This is a genomic window from Lysinibacillus sp. FSL H8-0500, assembly GCF_038051955.1.
Classification (GTDB): domain Bacteria; phylum Bacillota; class Bacilli; order Bacillales_A; family Planococcaceae; genus Lysinibacillus; species Lysinibacillus macroides.
Genome location: NZ_CP150292.1, coordinates 219,285 through 238,615 on the forward strand (window position 1 = coordinate 219,285; position 19,331 = coordinate 238,615).

The 19,331-nt window shown below is 36.5% G+C and carries 16 protein-coding genes; 11 read left to right on the forward strand and 5 right to left on the reverse strand.

Annotated features, from left to right (window positions below; genetic code table 11):
* The first annotated feature begins 57 nt into the window (after window positions 1–57).
* The 4 genes from MHB44_RS01085 (at window position 58) to MHB44_RS01100 (ending at window position 6,287) form a co-directional block, all read left to right on the forward strand.
* Window positions 58–3,774: a leucine-rich repeat protein gene (locus MHB44_RS01085; RefSeq protein ID WP_341301232.1), complete on the forward strand. Its 3,717-nt coding sequence runs from the start codon at window positions 58–60 to the stop codon at window positions 3,772–3,774.
* 264 nt (window positions 3,775–4,038) lie between these two features.
* The gene (locus tag MHB44_RS01090) at window positions 4,039–4,836 is read left to right on the forward strand and encodes a transporter substrate-binding domain-containing protein (protein ID WP_341302900.1); all 798 of its coding nucleotides are present in this window, start codon (window positions 4,039–4,041) and stop codon (window positions 4,834–4,836) included.
* Between the two features lie 76 nt (window positions 4,837–4,912).
* Entirely contained in the window at window positions 4,913–5,572 is a 660-nt protein-coding gene (locus MHB44_RS01095; RefSeq protein WP_131522151.1) for an amino acid ABC transporter permease, read from the forward strand.
* Window positions 5,565–6,287 (forward strand): amino acid ABC transporter ATP-binding protein, encoded by a 723-nt coding sequence (locus tag MHB44_RS01100; protein WP_341301233.1) that lies wholly within the window; start codon window positions 5,565–5,567, stop codon window positions 6,285–6,287. Before MHB44_RS01095 ends, MHB44_RS01100 begins: the two co-directional genes overlap by 8 nt.
* A 48-nt stretch (window positions 6,288–6,335) precedes the next feature.
* Here the strand turns inward: MHB44_RS01100 and MHB44_RS01105 are convergent, their stop codons facing one another.
* From MHB44_RS01105 to MHB44_RS01125, 5 genes are read right to left on the reverse strand one after another with little or no spacing between them, the layout of a single operon-like run.
* Window positions 6,336–7,379, reverse strand: coding sequence for a saccharopine dehydrogenase NADP-binding domain-containing protein (locus tag MHB44_RS01105; protein WP_341301234.1), 1,044 nt, complete (start codon window positions 7,377–7,379; stop codon window positions 6,336–6,338).
* Window positions 7,376–8,080 (reverse strand): class I SAM-dependent methyltransferase, encoded by a 705-nt coding sequence (locus MHB44_RS01110; RefSeq protein WP_341301235.1) that lies wholly within the window; start codon window positions 8,078–8,080, stop codon window positions 7,376–7,378. The genes MHB44_RS01105 and MHB44_RS01110 overlap by 4 nt, the downstream gene beginning before the upstream one ends.
* Before the next feature lie 11 nt (window positions 8,081–8,091).
* The gene (locus MHB44_RS01115; RefSeq protein WP_341301236.1) at window positions 8,092–8,775 is read right to left on the reverse strand and encodes an ATP-binding cassette domain-containing protein; all 684 of its coding nucleotides are present in this window, start codon (window positions 8,773–8,775) and stop codon (window positions 8,092–8,094) included.
* A 27-nt stretch (window positions 8,776–8,802) separates the two neighbouring features.
* Entirely contained in the window at window positions 8,803–9,537 is a 735-nt protein-coding gene (locus MHB44_RS01120; protein ID WP_341301237.1) for an ABC transporter permease subunit, read from the reverse strand.
* Window positions 9,512–10,486 carry an ABC transporter substrate-binding protein gene (locus MHB44_RS01125; protein ID WP_341301238.1) on the reverse strand — a complete coding sequence of 325 codons (975 nt, stop codon included), beginning with the start codon at window positions 10,484–10,486 and terminating at the stop codon, window positions 9,512–9,514. The genes MHB44_RS01120 and MHB44_RS01125 overlap by 26 nt, the downstream gene beginning before the upstream one ends.
* Before the next feature lie 111 nt (window positions 10,487–10,597).
* Between MHB44_RS01125 and MHB44_RS01130 the strand changes: the two genes are divergently transcribed.
* From MHB44_RS01130 to MHB44_RS01160, 7 genes are all read left to right on the forward strand, one after another.
* Window positions 10,598–11,650: a helix-turn-helix transcriptional regulator gene (locus MHB44_RS01130; RefSeq protein WP_341301239.1), complete on the forward strand. Its 1,053-nt coding sequence runs from the start codon at window positions 10,598–10,600 to the stop codon at window positions 11,648–11,650.
* 500 nt (window positions 11,651–12,150) lie between these two features.
* A complete protein-coding gene (locus MHB44_RS01135; protein WP_341301240.1) occupies window positions 12,151–12,612 on the forward strand; it encodes a GNAT family N-acetyltransferase in 462 nt (153 codons plus the stop codon).
* A gap of 250 nt (window positions 12,613–12,862) precedes the next feature.
* Window positions 12,863–13,981, forward strand: a complete 1,119-nt coding sequence (locus MHB44_RS01140) for a hypothetical protein (protein WP_341301241.1) — start codon at window positions 12,863–12,865, stop codon at window positions 13,979–13,981.
* Between the two features lie 35 nt (window positions 13,982–14,016).
* Complete coding sequence (locus MHB44_RS01145) at window positions 14,017–14,286, forward strand: tail fiber protein (RefSeq protein WP_341301242.1); 270 nt, start codon at window positions 14,017–14,019, stop codon at window positions 14,284–14,286.
* A 418-nt stretch (window positions 14,287–14,704) separates the two neighbouring features.
* The gene (locus MHB44_RS01150; RefSeq protein ID WP_341301243.1) at window positions 14,705–17,824 is read left to right on the forward strand and encodes an RICIN domain-containing protein; all 3,120 of its coding nucleotides are present in this window, start codon (window positions 14,705–14,707) and stop codon (window positions 17,822–17,824) included.
* A gap of 110 nt (window positions 17,825–17,934) precedes the next feature.
* Window positions 17,935–18,411 (forward strand): GNAT family N-acetyltransferase, encoded by a 477-nt coding sequence (locus tag MHB44_RS01155; protein WP_341301244.1) that lies wholly within the window; start codon window positions 17,935–17,937, stop codon window positions 18,409–18,411.
* A gap of 101 nt (window positions 18,412–18,512) precedes the next feature.
* The gene (locus tag MHB44_RS01160; protein WP_341301245.1) at window positions 18,513–19,205 is read left to right on the forward strand and encodes a tail fiber protein; all 693 of its coding nucleotides are present in this window, start codon (window positions 18,513–18,515) and stop codon (window positions 19,203–19,205) included.
* Window positions 19,206–19,331: the final 126 nt, after the last annotated feature.

Here is a 19,331-nt window from a genome sequence, read left to right on the forward strand (position 1 = left end):
CGTAGTTTTTAGAAATTAGTAGAAGCGACTATTTAATATAGAATGGAGGTTAATTAGATGAAAAAAATAGGCTTGATTGTATTAATGGTGATGCTTATATTATCTCAATTACCTGCCTCACCAGTAAAAGCAGATAGCAGCTTATTTGTATTCGATAATGGGACGATTACAGGCTATAATGGGATTCCACCAGCTAATCTGCTGATTCCTGATAGCATTGGCGGTATAGCGGTTACAGGAATCGCTGATGGTGCATTTGCTAATAAACAATTAACAAGCGTATTCATTCCTTTTGAAGTGGTGAGTATTGGGGCTGGAGCCTTTGCCAGCAATCGTTTACGAATGGTTGTATTCGATGAGGTAGTGGCTACAATTGGAGCTGGAGCATTTGATAACCAAGATATAAGTGGAGGTTTTAATGGCTGGTTTATAGACCCTGAACTGAATATGGCCTGGGATGGACAGACTACAGGTGATTATTTAACAATTTATTCAGCAAGACCCGCAACATATACGGTAACCTTTGACACAAATGGGGGTAGCCCTATTGCTTCAAGACCCTTTACTGAAAATGATTTTTTAACTATATGGGAAAGACCAGAGAAACCGGGCTTAGTATTTGATGGCTGGTATAAGGATCCAGAGTTAGAGAATAAGTTAGACTTCCTAGATACGATAACAGAGGATATGACGTTATATGCTAAGTGGATTAACCCATTTATTATCGTTAAAAATAATGATAATACACTGACCATAACAGATTATAAAGGCGATGCACCAGCAAATTTAGTAATTCCCGAAGAAATTGATGGATTGATTGTCAAAAGAATAGGCAACGAAGCATTTAAGAATAAAAATTTACAAAGTGTTACATTGCCAAGCACACTTGAATGGATTAGTGAGCAGGCTTTTCGTGGAAATCAACTAACAAATGTAGTAATTCCTGATGATGTAAGCTATATAGGGCAATTTGCTTTTTCGGACAATCATCTGCAAAGTGTTACATTGCCAAGCGAACTCGAATCAATTGCTGAATATGTTTTCAATGATAATCAACTAACGAATATGGTGATTCCTGATAATGTCACATATATTGGTTCAGCAGCATTTGCGGGCAATGCACTAACAAGTTTAACGATTTCTAACAGTGTGCAATTTATAGGAAGCTATGCCTTTCAGAACAATCAATTAACATCACTTATCATCCCCGATAATGTGAGAGAGATAGGTATGTTTGCTTTTGAAGATAATAATTTAACAAGTTTGCAGCTATCTTCAGGTTTGAGTAAACTTGATTTTTCCTCTTTTTCAAGAAATAACCTAACAGAAGTAACGATTCCAAATAGTGTCACATTTATTGACGAGTTCGCTTTTTACGATAATAAGTTAAGAAATGTGACATTACCAGATAGTGTCACATATATTGGTGCTTTAGCATTTGGGGATAATCAATTGACGAGCATCACTTTACCAAATAGTGTGGAAACTATTGGAGTTGGCGCGTTTAAGGGTAATAAACTAACCAATATTGCTATCCCTGAAAAAGTGACAATTATTGAGGATTCTGCATTTGAAAAAAATAATTTGATAAGTGTCACAATGCCAGAGGGGCTAACAGAAATTAAAGCTTTAGCTTTTGCCAGAAATGGTTTGACAAGCCTTGAGCTACCTTCTACTGTAATGCACATAGGGAACGAGGCATTCCTAAAAAATAAATTAACAAATTTAACGCTACCAAATAGTGTGATTTCTATGGGGGAGTGGGCGTTTAGTGACAATCGATTGACAAGTGTCCATATACCTGATGGCATTACAACAATAGAAGACTATACATTTTTTAATAATAAACTGACAGAAATCACACTACCAGAAAGCGTGACACAAATTGGAGAATTCGCCTTTGATGGCAGTAGTTTAACAAATTTAGTGATACCGAAAAATGTAACATCTATTAGCCAAGGAGCATTTTTGTCTAATAAACTGGTAAAGGTAGTATTCGAGGGAGCCGTTGATACAATAGGGGTCATGGCGTTTGGACAACAGAAATTAAGTAATCCAAAATTTAAAGGCTGGTTTACAGATTATTCGTTAACAGAGCACTGGAATGAAACTGTGCCACAGGCGATGGCGATATATGCTGTTGCACCAACTGCGTATACAGTGCTATTTGAAGAAAATGGTGGAAGCACGGTAGAACCAACAGCAGTAGTGCATGGAGAAGAAATAATAGCACCTACAGCACCAACGAGAGTAGGCTATGTATTTGCAGGCTGGTACAAAGATAGCACATTGCAAACACAATGGAATTTTGCTTTAGATAAAGTGACAGAAAATATAACACTTTATGCAAAATGGATTACTAGCTCACGACCATCAGTTCCAGATACAACGTCAACACCAAATCCACCAGCATCTTCTACATCAAACCAAATCACGGTCAATGTGGTAAACGCAAATCAACCAGATTCGGTGCTTGTACAAACAGTGATTTCACGTGATAGTAGTAGTGGTGTTATAAAGGATAAAGTAAACTTTACAACTGCTAATGCCAAGGAGTCGATTAAAAAATTAGCACATCAAGCAAATAAAAAATCACGTATTATTATTCCAGATGAGCAGCAGCAAGTTAGCGAAACAACAATTGGTATCGCAAAGGAAGCAGCTCAGCTATTGTCAGAGGGTCAAACAGGTCTAGGCATTGATATGGAAACGGTAAAGCTAGATATACCTTCAGCCTCCTTAGCGAATTTTGATGCAGATTTTTATTTCCGTGTTGTTCCTATAAAGTCGCTGGAAATGCAACAGCAACTAGAGGAGCATGCAAAAGCGGAGCAAGCGATACAGCAGCTAGCTGGTAGTGCAACCGTAACATTACTTGGGCAACCAATGACGATTGAAACAAATATGCAAAATCGCCCCGTGACATTAACATTGCCATTACCAAAAACTATCACACAGGAGCAGTTGGATCATTTAGCGGTGTATATTGAGCATAGTGATGGAACGAGGGAAGTAGTACGTGGAAATATCGTAGATTTCAAAGAAGGAACAAAGGGCCTTCAATTTGAAGTAACCAAATTCTCAACATTTTCGATTTTATACTTGCCAGTGAAAAAGGAGCAGCCGAAAGAGGAAGCTGAAATTGAGGAAGAGGTTGTGGCGGAGCAATCAGTTTCTGCGCCATATATCCAAGGTTACCCAGACGGCACATTCCGCCCGAGCGCCTCTGTCACAAGAGCGCAAATGGCAAGTATGTTGGCACGAAATTTAAGTAATAATAATGTACCGAATACGAAGGTTGTATCATATTCAGATACCGCACAATCATGGGCAAAGAATGAGATTGAGTATATACACACGCAGGGAATGATGCGGGGCTATAGTGATCATCTTTTTGGACCGAATGATGGTATAACACGTGCTCAAATGGCAGTAATTGCGGTGCGTTGGATAGATAAACAATGTGAGGTATTGCCTAAAGAATATCCTTATTGCGAGATCAATAAGCATAAGATCACTTATCAGGATGTAGCACCTCAATATTGGGCTGCTAAAGAAATTGAACGCATTAGTCAGATGGGGATCATGACGGGAATGGGAGAGGCTCAGTTTGCTCCAGATAAGTCGTTAACACGTGCACAAGCTGTAAAGGTACTGAATCGTTTATTTAAACACCCAATAGCAGGTCAAAACGAAGAATTTTCACTATTTACAGATATTACAAATAAACATTGGGCATTTTATGAAATACAAGCAGCGGCGTTAAAAGAATAAACATACCAAATGGCATGTGAAAGATATAGTAACATATCTTTCATATGCTATTTTTTAGTTTAAAAAATTGATTTATTAGAAGATTCTGTGTATAATATTTTGTTGAAAATTTTAATATTTGTCTTGATTATTATTTTAAAAGAGTATATCTTAATTAGCAGATAGATTTTTTATTCTTAAATATGAATAAATATCCAACTAAATATTTCCGAAAATAATATGCTCATACACAATAAATAATAAATAAAAGGAGTGAATTGAATGATGAAAAATAAAATATTTATGATTATGCTTTTAGCCATTATAGGTCTACTGGCCGCATGTGGCACGAAAGATGATAGTGTAAGTAATTCAGGTTCAAGCACTGATGCTATAGAGGGCAAATCAGTATTAAAAGTTGGAACTTCAGCAGATTATGCACCATTTGAATATGTGGATGCAGCAAAAGGTGAAGAAATTATTGGCTTTGATATTGATTTAATTAAACTAGTTGGGGAAAAAATCGGTGTTGACATGCAGGTACAAGATATGGATTTCAACAGTCTCGTACCAGCTTTACAGGCAGGTAAAGTTGATGTCGTTATTTCTGGTATGACACCGAACACAGAGCGTGAAAAAGTGGTTGATTTCTCTGATAAATACAATGAAACAGAGCAAGTAATTATTGTGAAAAAGGATAGCGGTATAAAAAAAGAAGCTGATCTAGCTGGTAAAAAAATTGGTGTACAGACAGCGTCTATTCAAGAAAATTTAGGGAATGAAATTGCGAAAAAGGTTGATGTAACAGTAGAAGGACGTACACGAATCCCTGAGATTGTTCAAGATATGATGTCTAAACGTTTAGATGCAGGTATTTTAGAGGGTGGCGTTGCAAAAGGCTATTTAAAAACAAATGATCAATTAGTAGCCTTTCCTGTAGAAGAACAACCAGAAGATTTTAAAGCGATCGCTGTTCCAAAAGGAAGCGGTTTAAAAGATAAAATTAACAAAGCATTAAAAGAACTAGCTGAAGAAGGCAAAATTCAAGAGCTTGAAGAAAAATGGTTAGAAAAAGTTGAATAATTAAAGCATGCGATAGCTCTATTTTTGGGCTATCGCTTGTGCTTTTCATTTCTATTAAAAGAAAGGAGGGAGTGCTGTGAATTTAGATTTTACAGCTATCGTTCCCTCTATTCCTTATATTTTAAAAGGGATAGGTGTTACACTTCAAATTGCAATCGGTGCATCCATCATTGGTTTTATCGTAGGTATACTTTTAGCATTATGTAAAATTGGTAAAGTGAATTTTTTACGTTGGTTTGCTGATTTCTATACGTCGATTTTCCGCGGTACACCACTTGTATTACAATTACTGATTATTTATTATGCAGTACCACAATTACTAGATATTCAAATTGAACCCATTCCAACGGCTATTATTGCTTTTGGTTTAAACTCAGGTGCATATATTTCAGAGATTATCCGTGCTGGTATCAATGCAGTTGATAAAGGACAAATGGAAGCTGCACAGGCACTAGGTATTCCATATGCAAAAATGATGAAGGATATTATTATTCCGCAAGCAGTAAAAAATATTTTACCATCCTTAGTAAATGAATTTATTACATTAAATAAAGAAACGGCAGTTGTGACAGTAATCAGTGCATTAGATATTATGCGTCGTGCCTATATTGTAGGGGGTTCGACATACCGTTATCTTGAGCCATTACTTTTTGCAGGGATAATCTATTACATCATGACGCTTGTTTTAACGTTCCTTGGTAAACGAATCGAGAAAGGAATGAGAAAAAGTGATTAAAATTGAAGGTTTACACAAATCCTTTGGACAGAATGAAGTATTAAAGGGTATTTCAACTGAAGTTAAAGAAAAAGAAGTAATTGCTATTATTGGGCCTTCTGGATCAGGTAAGTCGACATTTCTTCGTTGCTTAAACTTATTGGAAACTCCGACAAGTGGAAAGGTAACGATTGCAGGGGATGTCCTAACAGATAAAGGGACAAATATAATGAAAATACGTGAAGAAGTAGGGATGGTATTTCAGCATTTTCATCTTTTCCCTCATAAAACGGTGCTTGAAAATTTAACATATGCGCCAATTAACGTGAAGGGGATGGATAAGGCTACTGTTATCAAGAAAGCAGAAGAGTTATTGAAGAAAGTAGGTCTATTTGAGAAGCGTCAAGAATATCCAAATCGCTTATCGGGGGGACAAAAGCAGCGTGTTGCCATTGCGCGAGCACTTGCTATGAATCCAAAAGTTATATTATTTGATGAGCCTACATCGGCACTTGACCCTGAAATGGTTAAAGAGGTATTGGCTGTAATGAAAAACCTCGCAGATTCTGGTATGACCATGTTGATTGTGACACATGAAATGGGCTTTGCTCGTGAGGTTGCTGATCGTATTCTTTTCCTTGATGGCGGCAAGCTTATTGAAGATGCTTCACCAGAGCAGTTTTTTACAGCGCCATCAACACAGCGTGCGAAGGATTTTTTAGAAAAGGTTTTATAAAAAAAAGGCATTTAGCTCTCCCGTCTAGGCGAGTGCTAAATGTCTTTTTTATTGAAAGGACATTTCGAATTGAGTCTGTAAGGTTTCTAAAGTAAATAGCTCCTCAATATGATAGGCTCCTGCTGGATGATTGTTGTTAAGGAGCTCTTTCGCAATAAATGCTGCTACTTTCGCTGTTACGAGAGATTCATCCCGGTCGAGAAAGTCTAATGTAAAGCTTGTTTCTTTGTGATGTTTTTTTCCAATGGCTTGTATTTGTATACCACACACATCAGAACCAATTTTAATTTTTTGAATAAGTGAAGCGAGCAAGGTTTGAATACGGTTAAATTTTAATAAGTAAGCAATTCTACTTTTTTGTAAAAAGGATACGAATCTATTGAGTGACTCTACATCAAAGCCTAATCTTGTTTCGATGGGAATAGAAGGAAAATGCCTTGTTAATGTATGCTGGTCAGAGAAATTAAATTGATATACACTACGTTTTCCAATCTTCTTAAATTCCACAGTTCTCCTATTAGTAAAATTAGTAACTCTCTGATTATTATAGCTACTAAACGGTTTATTTAATTGATGCAATATCCAAAGAATTGCTGCGGTGCCATGTGTATCACCTGCCCCGAGTAAGATAGAAATATGCAGCTTCTCTAGGGAGGATAATTGCTTTGCAGCATGCATGGCCATTAAATTGGTCAATCCTGGTGCCATGCCAACACTAAATACGACTGTTGAATGATTTTGTTCAGCTAGTAAGTGGAGTGCCTCTAACTTTTTAAGGAAGGTATAGCTTGCAGTAATATCGATATACATAATTCCTTCATTTAAGCAAAGCTGTGCAAATGCAGTATCTTCTTGCTCTAAACACATAATGACCAATGCTACGCTTTCTAATTGCTTTGGTTGCACTTTTTTTGACACATCCATTTTTAAAGGCATTATAAGGTTATTGTGCTGCATACAGAAATGCCTAGCCCTTTCTATATTTCTACCAGCAATCCATATTTTATTGGGGTAGCTTTGCAGCAATAATTTTGCAATTTTACCTCCCACTTCACCATAGCCGCCGATGATTAAAATATTTTCTTTTTTCATTTAGTGTTTTCTCCCTTAATCGCTACTAAAGCGTCAATCATATGTGTTTTAAAATAGGGAAGGATTGTCGTAAAGCCAGCCTCTTTCAATAAATCAATAAGCAATTCAAGAGTAATCGGGTGGGTTGTCATGCTAAAGGAGTGTTCAAAAAGTTCCCAATGTTCCTCGCTTATTCCGTTATGGAGCATGGAACTTCGCCAATAGTGAAGCTCCTGTTTGAACGTTTGGGAAGTTAAATCAGTATTTATCGATGAAATAAATAACACGCCATTGTCCTTCAAGTTATCAGCTATTTTTTGTAGCATGTCTCTTTTTTGATCAAGATCCTTAATAAAATGTAAAACTAAATGACAGGTAGCTACATCAAACAGTTCTTTACTGTTCAAGCTCAATAAATCTCTTTCAAGCCATTCGATAGTAAGTGCATATGGTAGCGAATCAATCTGTTTAGCAGCTATCTCTAGCATTACCTTAGATGTATCAACTGCCGTGAAATGAACAGAAGGAAATGATTTTCCTAATGTTAGTAATTCCTGTCCGCCACCGGCTCCTACTACTAAAATTTTATGTGTAGTGGGGAAGTCATGAAGTATATTTGCCATCATGTCATAAATAAGGTCGTAGCCAATAATTTTTTGACGAATGGATTGTTGATACGTAGAGACAGAAGGATTGTCCCAGTTGTGTAATGATTTGTTCATTAAAATGCCTCCTAAATTTTGAGGGGAATAGATGAGGAGAGTAACTCCTTCATCTTTAAGCAATCATCCTTATGAAAGGTTGCTGAGTGTCTTGTGAAGTCACCTACTATTTGTATTGGGCCGTTACTTAAAATAAGTATTCGTTGTCCAAGATAAAGAGCCTCATTTAAATCATGTGTAACTAATATAACTGTGGGCTGATAGTCCAACCAAAGTGTATGCACTAATTGCAGCATTTCCTGTTTTAGATGAATATCTAATGACTGGAATGGTTCATCCATTAGTAAAAGTGCTGGCTGGTTGACCATTGCCCGAACAAGAGAGACACGCTGCCTCATACCGCCACTTAATTGATGTGGATAGTTTGTTTTAGCATGATAAAGACCTGCAATTTCCAGTAATTGATCTATTCTTTCTTCAGCTACCGCCTCGCCCACCCACGCAATATTTTCAAATACAGTAAGACTAGGAAGAAGTCGAGGCTCTTGAAAAACATATCCTAGTGAGTCAATAGGAAAGCTAATTAATCCTGCATCTGGTGGAATTAAATTCGCAATAAGCTTCAATAATGTTGTTTTCCCAATACCTGAAGGGCCTAAAATACACGTCACAGTATGAGGACTTATTTGTAAATGAAACTGTTGGAAAATCTGCTTTTGATTTCTTGAGAAAGATAGATTTTCTATGGTTAACAATAGGCTGGGCTCCTTTCTATTCAAATCTCACTTTATGAATCTTTGTAGGAAAATCTCCATAGCAAGACCAACCAATGCAAGTATGACCGTCCAAGCAAATACTGTTGGCGTATCAAAGAAAACACGTGCTTGACTAAGCTGCTGGCCAATTCCCCCATGTCCTACAATTAATTCTGACATGACAATTGTCTTCCACCCCATTCCAACTGCTATTAATAGAGCTGAATGTAAGTAAGGTGATACTTGAGGGAAATAAATATCACTTATCACTTTCTTACGTGAAACGCTAAAACATTGAGCCATTTCGAGCAGTTCTTGAGGCGTTTGAAGTATCCCTTTCATGACATTAAAGAAAAAAATAGGTACTAAGGTAATGAAAACAATAAAGATTTGAGCACCACCTTGTTCACCAAACCATAAAACGGTAAATAGCATCCATGAAACTGGTGGAATGGATTGAGCTAGGGTAATAAGCGGCTTTATAACATCCTTCAGCATGTTGGATAAACCTGCTATGATTCCTAAGATACTACCGACTAACAAAGACAGCAGTATCCCGACTAGAAAAGATAATACTGTAATAAAGAAGGACGACCAAAATACAGAATTTCCTAATAGTTTGAAGAGAACGGTAGCAACTACAATAGGACTGGGTAATAGGACATCAGGATATTTAGTAGCCAATATAAACCAGGCAAGAACTAATATGGTGATGCTACCTATTGGACGTAGCAGACTATTCACTGTAATAGAAGTCTTCATCAGGTAATGCACCACCTATAGAGTCAGGTGCAATCTCTAGTAAAATTTTAAAGTAAGCTTCTATAGCATTCCGAGCTTGTTGAGCGGTTTGAAAGTGTAAGGAACTATTTGCTAATGCATTTTTCATGATTTTTTCCTTACTTTTGAAAAAATCGCTCAATAAAGGCAAGGAAACATCAGGCTGTTGATATAAATCAGTTATTGCTGTTCCAGAAAGAGCTTGAAATTGTTTAATAGCTTGTTGGTTACTAGATGCCCAAGCCTTATTTACAAAAATACCGGTTTGAGGTAGCTGTTGATTAAATTGTTTCTGCCATACTTCTTCAAAATTGATGACGATATGTAAATCCGTCTGTAAATTTGCTTGTACGATACTTAACAAGGGCTCTGGAATAACAACATGTTGGATAGCACCTGATGCTAGCTGTTGACCGATTTCTGAGATATTGACAAAGGATAGCTTCACATCTGGAATATTATGTTGAGCGATTAAGTAATTTGTTAAAATATCCGGCGGACCACCCTGACTAGGGACGAAAATCGTTTGATGTGCTATATCTTCTATTTCGTGAACATTGTTATCGGTTGAAACAAGAAACATAGAGCCAAATGTATTGACTTGAATAAGCTGTAAGGGCATACCCTTCGCATATAAATTTGCGCCCATGTTAAGAGGCATCGCCATAAATTGGGCTTGTTCTTTTTGGATTTGAGCTAAAAGGGTATCTGCTGTTTCCCATGTGATCAGCTCAATATCCTTTTGTTGATGTGCCAGCAAGATGTTAGGGAAAATGGCTGGCGATTTTGGAGCACTAATGGTTGCCTTGAGAGTATGCTGCTCATCTGAATCCTGATCATTAGCAGTTGCAGGAGATGGTTTCTTTGAGCAACCGCTAATAAGAGTAGTTGCTAGTAGGATAATAAAAAATGTGTAATAAAATTTCTTCAAAATAGTATTCCTCCTTGTGAAACTCTTGTACAATTTAATTAAGAATTATTCTCAATTATAAAGGCTTGGAAAAAAAGAACTATCCCATATTTCTGGGGGAGGTAGGTTTTAATGAGGGACACACAATACTGGCGAAGAAAATCTGAACAATGTTTAAAACACAGCAAAAATTCATTTGAATACCGCCAATTAATGATAGAAGCTCTACGAAAGCAAGTAAACTTTGATGCTTATTGCTGTACATTAACGGATGCACATACACTTTTTTCTGTAGGTGCTGTAACGGAGCATTCTATAGAGGCTATTCATCATAAGATTATGGAACTAGAATATGCTACAGAGGATATAAATAAATATGAGTTTTTAGTATGCAGTGGTCAGTATTTAGGAAGGCTAAGTGATTCGATAAGCCAAAGTTTGCGTTATAGAGAAGTGTTAGTTCCCAAAGGCTTTACCGATGAGATACGAGCTGCATTAACATATCAAGGACAATGCTACGGTTTTTTAACGCTATTCAAAAGAGCTGAAAATGAACAGCCCTTATTTCAAGATAAAGATCTAGCACTGATAAAAATTCTGATGCCAGTTATGGGCGAGGCTTTAAAGGAATTTCATCATTATATTATCGAGGAGCGGATTCCAGCTATAGAAGAAGAACAAGGCATTATTATTTTTGATAAAAAGTTGAAAATTCTTTCAAATAATACCAAGGCTAGTGAATTGCTATTAATTTTAAGAAAGCATGAAAGCTTATCTGATATACAAGTGCCTAAACCTATTCAAGCGATATGCGCAAAGCTACTTGCTGACAATTGCAAAAGCAGTTCTTCTTTAATAGTCCCTATCAAGGATACAGGCTATATTGCTATTCGTGCATCACTTATGCTGACAGGCCAACATAACCAGCAAATTGCTTTATTAATAAATGAAGCATCACCGAAAGAAATGTTAAATTTTTTAATAACAGCCTATAACCTGACGCCTAGAGAAAAGGAAGTGGTGTTTGAAATTATTAAAGGGATTCCAACAAAAGAGATTGCCTATAATCTTCATATTTCAACCTATACAGTCCAAGATCATTTAAAGGTTATTTTTCAAAAAATAAATGTCTCGAATCGCAATGAGCTAGTATGGAAGATCTTTTCACGATTCCAATTAGATTAATAATGTGAACGATTAAAAGAATCTGCTAGAAAAATAGCAGATTTTTATTATTTTTTAACAGTCATTTTGATTACATGATAATGCAGGGAGAACTATTTTTTCATATCTAGCTTCATTACATAACAAAAGGTTAAGAAAAATTAACCTAAAAAATGGAATGATTTCATGGTGGAATCTATAGACCTATAATATAATAAAAAAAAAGTTAAAAGTCTCCAAAAAAACAAAACCTTTGAATTTTCTAGTAGGTATTAAGAAATAAATAAGATATATATTTTCAGAATTTTCAATTTACATAAAAATTATTTAACTATTATTTAAAACTGGCAGTATCGCATTTTTCTTAAGAGATACTAAATAAAAGAGCATCTAATCTATTAAAATCAGGAGAAACAATAAGGAGTAGTGGTCAGATCGACTTTTAGACTAAATAGCTATAAATATTTGTGTGATTCATCTTTATAACTGCTAAAAATTTTAGGAGAGATGGGAGCGATAGTATGAGAGTAGAACTTAAAACTATTACGAAAGATGATGAGTCATTTCTCTACGAAGTCTATTCCTCTACCCGAAGGAAAGAACTAGATTCATGGGGATGGTCTGTTGAGCAAATGCAACATTTTTTAGAAATGCAGTGGTGTGCACAACAAATTTCCTATAGGCAACAATTCCCGCAGGCAAGCCACTGTATTATTACTTTAGATAATAAATATATTGGAAGATTATTAACAGAGGGCTTACCAGAACATTATCATCTTATCGATATCTCTATTTTGCCAAGTTTCCAAGGAAATGGAGTAGGGACATATCTCATTACCCAACTTCAGCAAAAGGCACAAAAAGAACATAAATCAGTGATATTGCAAGTTCTTCATACAAATCCTGCAAGAAATCTTTATGAGCGACTAGGATTTCAAGTCGTGTCAGCTGATGAAGTGTATTTAAAAATGAAATGGCGATGAGTGGAATTGTTTTGAGAGTTACTACTTTATTTCTTTTAAACTGCTACTAACTCCCGTCCATTATTAAAAATTAAGTGAGGAGAATGTAAATTGCTGATATCCGATGCTACTTTTCAAACATATGAAAAAGATACACGGGAAACGATTTAATGCTTTTTCTCTTAGAGGAACAGGTAGAAAGCATTCAAGATAAGGATAGCGACTTAATAGCAATTGTAAGTTGACAAATAATTAATGGAGGTTGAAAGAGATGGCAATTACAGAAATAACATTAGAAACCTATGTAGAAGAACTTCAGCCTTGTTTAAAAAATATTTATGAGCTAGAAGACAAAATGGTTGAAGGTAAAGAAGGCATTGATAGCATAATTGCCAAGTTAACAGATGAGGATTTCGACATTATCGCTTGGGTAGGCGATCATTTATCTCACACAGATAATCCAGAACGAAAAGCAGAGGCCATTAAACTATTAAAAGAGCTGAAAAATGAATTAAGTGGAACAACCATTGACTTAAATATTTTAAAGCACGATATTCAAGATGAATTAAATAGTCTTTTAATGGAGTTTCAAGATTGGCGAAAGTACTTTAAAAATACCTTGCCGTTGATTTCTTTGTCGATTGTTATGCCTCCTTATAAAACAGCCAATATAGACAAAGGTATCGCATTTATTTTATTTGTTGCCAATCAGTGCTTTGGGAAAATAAAGGTATTAGATAGCTTAATTAGAAAACTCGGTGCGCTTGCTGCTTTAGCCGCTGTACTTTATCTTGTGGCAGGAATTATTCAAGGAGAAATGCGGAAAAAATATTTTGAAAATATTCAAGCAGAGACAAATCAAGCAAAGAAGGATTTAAGTGAGACAAGACAGCAAATTGATATTGTACAAAATCAAGTGAATGCATTCTTTAAAGATGTTACAAAGGCAGTTCAGGCGACAGGACTTTTGCAGGTTATTTATACAAATCATCGAGAGCTCGTTTTCTTAGTGAAAGAGCAGAGCAATGTATTACGTAGATGGTCAGATCAATTTAATGCCATGAAACGAATGAGTGAAAGAGGAATGGAGCTAGCTACGGCGGCTGGTATAGCGGCGGAAGTGCTATGCAAAAATCCTGCTGATCACAACGAATTACAAAAGACCGCAACTATTTTATTAGGCTCGTATTTAATTGAAAATGAAGCCACTGTAACAGAAGTAGCTAATAAGCTGAGGGTATCTGTAGAACAGGCTAAAAAAGTCAAGGCTATATATCTATTGTTTAATAAACATACACCAGCAGAGATTGCAGAAGCTTTAGATATGGAAGTCCAAGAAGTAGAGTTTATAGAAGAAGCAAATAAGGAGGTGTTAGCGAGCGTTGCCTGATGTGTTTTTTAGCCTTCATTGTGGGAGTATGTGTAATGCTAGAGCAATATATAGGCGAAATCCGTATGTTTAGGAGGAATTTTGCTCCTGAAGGTTGGGCCCTATGTAATGGGCAATTATTACTTATTAATGACAATCAGGCGCTTTTTCCATTAATAAATAATATATGGGGAGATGGTACAACAAATTTTGCTTTACCGAATTTACGTGGAAGGTTACCAATTCATAAAAGTTCTCAATATCCATTAGCAAGTACAGGTGGGGTGGAGGCAGTTACATTAACGACTTGCACACACATACTGTGAAAGCTAATGGGAAGCAGGCAGACGCACTGTTGTGTACGATGGTAACGGTAGTACGGGTGTATCTATGAAATAGAAGAAGCTGCACGAGAACATACATTTACAGTAGACACTGATGGAAAAGAAGTATGAATGGAATAAAGGTAAAAAGAAGGATTAACTTGGCATGTTCAAATAATCCTTTTCCTCTATGGGGAATTTCACAAATAATTGAACATCCCAGTCTTAATGGCAGTAAGATTCCTGTTTCAAGGATGCAAGGAACAAAGCAGCATAAGTGGGAGCTCAACTGGCAAGTATTGTGTCCGACTGGTTCAACTAACAATTAGTGAGGGATGAAAAAACCACTGATTGAAGTTTCACTTTAGTTACTATCTATAGTATGGGAGAGAGAATGATCAGTTATTGAAGGAGGATACATATGTGTAAAAAAGATGAGGAAAATCAAGTGCAAGCTAATGCTAGTGAGGAAACAGCTAATAAGCAGGAAGAAAAAGAGAGCAAGGAAGCAGATAACAAGCAGGAAAAAAAAGAGAGCAAGGAAGCAGATAACAAGCAGGAAAAAAACGAGAGCAAGGAAGCAGATAGCAAACAGGAAGGAAACGAAAATAAGGAAGCAGTAAAGGAGGAAAAGGACTCCTTTTTAGACGAAAAAGAAAAAGATATTTTTGAAGCGCTTAATAAAACTATAAAAAAGCTTGAATATGAGAACAAGCTAAAAGAACAACAGTTAGGGCAACTTGAAAAACAAAAGAAGTTACAAGCACAATTTGAACGATTGAACGAAAAAAATATGAAGGAAGAGCTTGAGGTAGATGAAATAAGAAAGAAATTGCAGAATCGCGCCCAGCTTCTCGCAAAATTTCAAGTACCGTTGCCAGATTTAAAGGAGACTATTGGTACTAAGATGGGAGAAAATCCGTTGGCAGCGCTCGAATTTACAGAGGAGGAAAAAGCTTTCTTAAATCTCCCGAAAGTAAATAAGGATGCAAAGATAGGAGATGATTTCTATAGCTTAAATTATACGGAACGGGAAGATTTATATGATCGTATAGGAATTTATCGTGGATTAGTAATCCATAGCACTATAAAGGATACTGTAAGACAAAGCTTCTATAATGTATTGAAACGTTCTCCTGAAAGTATCGAAGTGTTAAATAAAATACGAGCTAACAACAATAAAGATGAGACTAGGGTAGGTACGAATTCCGATGAGACTTATGCTGCTACTGTTTTGTACCGAAAATCTCAATACACAGGAATGTTAGATAGTTCATATACCTTCTCCGAAATTGAGCATCAGCTTCAGGTAAATGGTATTCAAAATTTAAGTGTATCAGCCGCAGTAACGACTCTTTTTGGTTCGGGTGTTGGTGCAGGTTATGGTTATAATCGTCAAACAGAAGAGAGTAAAGCACAGGTAAAAAAAATGATGTATATGACAAGCAATTATTATTTGCCGAAGATTGAGTTATCCTTTGATAGTCTTATTCCGTGTGCTAGTGATGAGTTTGTGAATGCAGTACATCATGCGCTAGCACTTGATGATGATAAAGGAGTAAAGAGTTATCGTCAGCTAGTAAAGGTACTAGAAGCATATGGTCATTTTATACCAACAAGTGTGACATTAGGCGGTAAATTAATTTCAACACAAAACAAAGAGATAAGCAGCTTGCAGGCAGCAAATGAGGAATCAAGCCGACATGCAGCTGAAGTAAAGGCGGCAATTAATACATTAGGTGTTTCTGCGGAAGCAAACATTAAGGGACAGCTTGGTAAGCGTGAACAAGATAAAGACAAGCAAGTTTCAGAAGAGCAAGCGATTCAATTTACAGCTATGGGAGGAGAGGGATCATTTTTACGCGATGCAGGTCAATGGGCACAATCCCTTAATAGCTATAAGGGTTGGACAATGGTGAAGTCCGATGAATTGATTCTTACTATTAGTATGCTTCCAGAAGCGTTATATCAAGAATGTATTACAACGATGCGAAACTATGTACAGAAAAAAACAGTGCAGGAACTTATTCTTGAAGGTTCTCATTTCCTATTTTACGGACAATATAATGACATTATTAGTCAGTATGTTCGAAAAGATTACTGTCATATTCGTAGCTTGGACTGTCAAGTAGGGGAGGTGAAGCTATTAACATGCACAGCATCGATTCCTACAGATGGGGCTGAGTTAAAGGCGGAGCCCTATGAATATGACGCTAACTCTCGAAAACGTCAAGTGTGGTATATGACAGCAGAAGGTTATATCGTGTGTGGTGCACTTAATAATGGGAAAGAATTTGTACTGACCGCAATGGGATCTAAGGTAGTTCTGGGGGAAAAAGGGCGATATCCGAATCAAACATGGGAAATGACAGGATCTGGTCATATTATTAATACAAGTTTAGATTTTAAACAGGTGTTAACATTAAGAGATAGGGATGTTAGATTGGATCAGCAAAATACTACTGTAGCGAAGGATCAATTATGGTCGTTAGTGGATGCAGGACAGGATTGTGCCTCACAACAATTAAAATCCATGGAGAATATAGAAGAAAGCAGTAATGAGTTGGTAGGACAAATCGATCCATTTCCTGTTAATGAAAAAGAATTCTTTTTCATTGCAGGTGAGGGTGGTCATGTATTATCTATTAATAAGTCGAGTTGGAATTTTTCGCGTCTAGTCAATAATGATGAACTGGTTGTTACTATGCTAAATAGCAGCGTGGATTATCAACGTTGGAGATTTACTAAGGACGGCTATATAGTGAGTAAGTTGTATGGTGAGGGTGAAAAACAAATGGTTCTTACATTAGCTAATAATGAACTTGTTATGCGGGTAAAGGAAGATGGAAATAACAATCAATTATGGGAATTCAAAAATAGGGAGACTTTCTCACGAGGAGAGGTGAATCGAGGTGGTATAGGTCTGAAAGGGACAGGAATGATGATTGCGTTTTCATCTTTGCTCGTTGAGAATAATAATGTTACAACGTACCATAGAAAGGCTGTTAAGTTGTCCCCTAAATTATCTGGTGAGGATGAAAAGCTTCAAAGATGGAAACTTATTAGAGCAAGGGATAATCAAGCCGTATTTATTCCTAGGACACAATATCGTTTGATCAACCAGGGAAAACGTGATGAGCAGTTAGTATTGGCTGTAGAAGGCGGAAAAACGGACGAGAATACCCGTACTTGCCTTCAGTCATCTAGTCAAGACGGAACCCAAAAGATTGCACAGTGCTGGCAGTTACGAGAGAACTTAGATGGAACCTATACCATCTATCTTGACGGAACAGATAAGGTACTAGATGCGCTAAACTATGGTAAAGATAATGGAACAACAGTACAAATTGTACGTAATGTACAGAATAGTGCACAAAAATGGTACTTATGGTTTGAAGAAGATGGTGTTTTGCTACTTCGCAACCAGCATAGTGGCAAATTTTTAACGGCAGCCGGTACAGAAAGTCGCTCTTATGTTCAACTTTTTGATGAAAGTAAGGATAGTAAACTACGGAAATGGAAGCTCTCTGTTTGGAGTTGAGAATTAGTATATTTTCTAATTAAGTACAATAGTTGTATAAATGTAAAGAAACACGACTCTTTTAACAACAGATGATGCATTTTTATTTGGGAGGTGAGTAACTTAGCTAGATGAAAGATAAGGTGAAATTGCGAGTAGCATTACCTGAAGAGGAAGAGATTCTTTACTCATTATATGTATCTACAAGAAAAAGTGAATTTGCCATATTGGAATGGGATGAGCAACAAATAGAAGGATTGTTGCGCATGCAATACGATGCTCAAAAAGTTTCTTATCAGCAACAATTTCCTCATGCCAAATATGAAATCATTATATATGAGGGTGTAGGCATTGGGAGATTGATAACCGAGGTACAGCAAGAAGCAATACGTCTGATAGATATTTTCGTACTTCCTGAATATAGAGGGAGAGGAATCTGTACAACGCTATTGAAAGAATTGCAACAAATAGCTGCTGAATTGAGATTGCCTTTAGAATTGAATGTGTTGATGGGGAATCCTGCCCGTAGGTTGTATGAGAGATGTGGGTTTGTTGTTACGGATGAAACGCCCCCGTATTTATTAATGATATGGGAGGTTGATAGATAAGAGGGTGAATTCGTGAATAAGAGTTTTTGAATTTAGTAAGATCAATTGATAGTATATAATTTTAAAAAATAATTTATAAGAGTGAGAGGAGAATGGTATTAATGGATGCTTTTATAGGAACTATTTTACCTTGGTCTACAGATTGGGCTCCTAGAGGATGGTTTTTATGCCAAGGGCAAGAATTACAAATAAGAGAGCATGCTGCACTTTATGCAATAGTTGGATTAAAGTACGGAGGGAATGGTTCAACTACGTTTAAATTACCTGATTTGCGAGGTAGAGTACTAGTAGGAATGGGGCAAGGTGAAGGATTAACGAATAGGCCAATTGGACAAAAGGGGGGCAGTGAAGAAGTGAACTTGCTAACTAGTCAGATACCCCCACATAATCATTCAGTTACATTAAATAATACATTTAGTGCAGGAATTAGTGGTGGAAGTATTAGTAACGGAACATGTGAAGTTACTGTGAATTTACCAAATAATGCAACCACGGTAGCAGGGAACGCGACATCTGTGCCAAGTTCAAATACATGTTTAGGTGTAGCAAGAACGACTGCTAATCAACCTATAAACATATACAGCACAAATACACCTGATACGACACTTCAGCCTAATTCGGTGCAGGCCACAGGAACGGTAGCAGGAACAGTAACAGGAACCGTAAATGGAACGGTTACAGGAACAGTAAATACTGGCGTAACGGGCTCTGGCACTCCTGTTGCGAATATGCAACCTTATCTAATTTTAAATTATATTATATGTTATCAGGGTATTTTTCCAGATAGACCATAATTAGTAAACAAATTAAACGTTTTATAAAGCTAATTATTTAATAATTTTATATTTTCATAGAAATGTGTAGTGTATCTAATGATTTGAGGTAGATATTTAGAACATTTTGGATATCCGTAGAGGAGT

Bases quoted from the DNA above. Each gene is read 5' to 3' on its own strand.
- MHB44_RS01085 (WP_341301232.1), top strand. From the start codon at position 58: ATGAAAAAAATAGGCTTGATTGTATTAATGGTGATGCTTATATTATCT.
- MHB44_RS01090 (WP_341302900.1), top strand. From the start codon at position 4,039: ATGAAAAATAAAATATTTATGATTATGCTTTTAGCCATTATAGGTCTA.
- MHB44_RS01105 (WP_341301234.1), bottom strand. From the start codon at position 7,379: ATGAAAAAAGAAAATATTTTAATCATCGGCGGCTATGGTGAAGTGGGA.
- MHB44_RS01110 (WP_341301235.1), bottom strand. From the start codon at position 8,080: ATGAACAAATCATTACACAACTGGGACAATCCTTCTGTCTCTACGTAT.
- MHB44_RS01120 (WP_341301237.1), bottom strand. From the start codon at position 9,537: ATGAAGACTTCTATTACAGTGAATAGTCTGCTACGTCCAATAGGTAGC.
- MHB44_RS01130 (WP_341301239.1), top strand. From the start codon at position 10,598: ATGAGGGACACACAATACTGGCGAAGAAAATCTGAACAATGTTTAAAA.
- MHB44_RS01135 (WP_341301240.1), top strand. From the start codon at position 12,151: ATGAGAGTAGAACTTAAAACTATTACGAAAGATGATGAGTCATTTCTC.
- MHB44_RS01140 (WP_341301241.1), top strand. From the start codon at position 12,863: ATGGCAATTACAGAAATAACATTAGAAACCTATGTAGAAGAACTTCAG.
- MHB44_RS01145 (WP_341301242.1), top strand. From the start codon at position 14,017: ATGCTAGAGCAATATATAGGCGAAATCCGTATGTTTAGGAGGAATTTT.
- MHB44_RS01150 (WP_341301243.1), top strand. From the start codon at position 14,705: ATGTGTAAAAAAGATGAGGAAAATCAAGTGCAAGCTAATGCTAGTGAG.
- MHB44_RS01155 (WP_341301244.1), top strand. From the start codon at position 17,935: ATGAAAGATAAGGTGAAATTGCGAGTAGCATTACCTGAAGAGGAAGAG.
- MHB44_RS01160 (WP_341301245.1), top strand. From the start codon at position 18,513: ATGGATGCTTTTATAGGAACTATTTTACCTTGGTCTACAGATTGGGCT.